The organism is Desulfobulbus alkaliphilus (assembly GCF_016918545.1).
Lineage (GTDB): Bacteria > Desulfobacterota > Desulfobulbia > Desulfobulbales > Desulfobulbaceae > Desulfobulbus > Desulfobulbus alkaliphilus.
The window spans coordinates 1-433 of record NZ_JAFFQC010000287.1 but is presented as its reverse complement, the minus strand read 5'-3'; the positions used below and the strand labels follow the sequence as shown (position 1 = coordinate 433).

Below are 433 nucleotides of genomic sequence, written 5' to 3'. Positions count from 1 at the left end.
TGTTCAGCTCGCGCTCGGGCGGGGTCTGACAGCCGGGCAGGGTGCGGCTGACCGACTTCAGCACGTCGATGGCGGGGAAGCGCCCACGCTCGGCGATCTTGCGATCCATGACGATGTGGCCGTCTAGAATACCGCGCACGGCGTCGGCGATCGGCTCGTCATGGTCGCCGCCGTCCACCAGCACGGTGAACAGGGCGGTGATGGGCGCCGCCGTCGTGCCGTCGGGCCGGATCGGGCCGGGACCGGCGCGCTCCAGAAGCTTGGGCAGTTCGGTGAAGACGGTGGGGGTGTATCCCTTGGTCGTCGGGGGCTCGCCGGCGGCGAGACCGATCTCGCGCTGGGCCATCGCAAAGCGGGTGACGCTGTCCATCAGGCACAGCACCTCCAGGTCCTGGTCGCGCAGATACTCGGCGATGGCCATGGTCATATAGGC

At 68.8% G+C, this 433-nt stretch carries 1 pseudogene; it reads right to left on the bottom strand.

Annotated elements, in window-relative coordinates:
• Positions 1 to 433, bottom strand: a pseudogene (gene fliI, locus JWG43_RS20935) (flagellum-specific ATP synthase FliI); the annotation flags it as partial.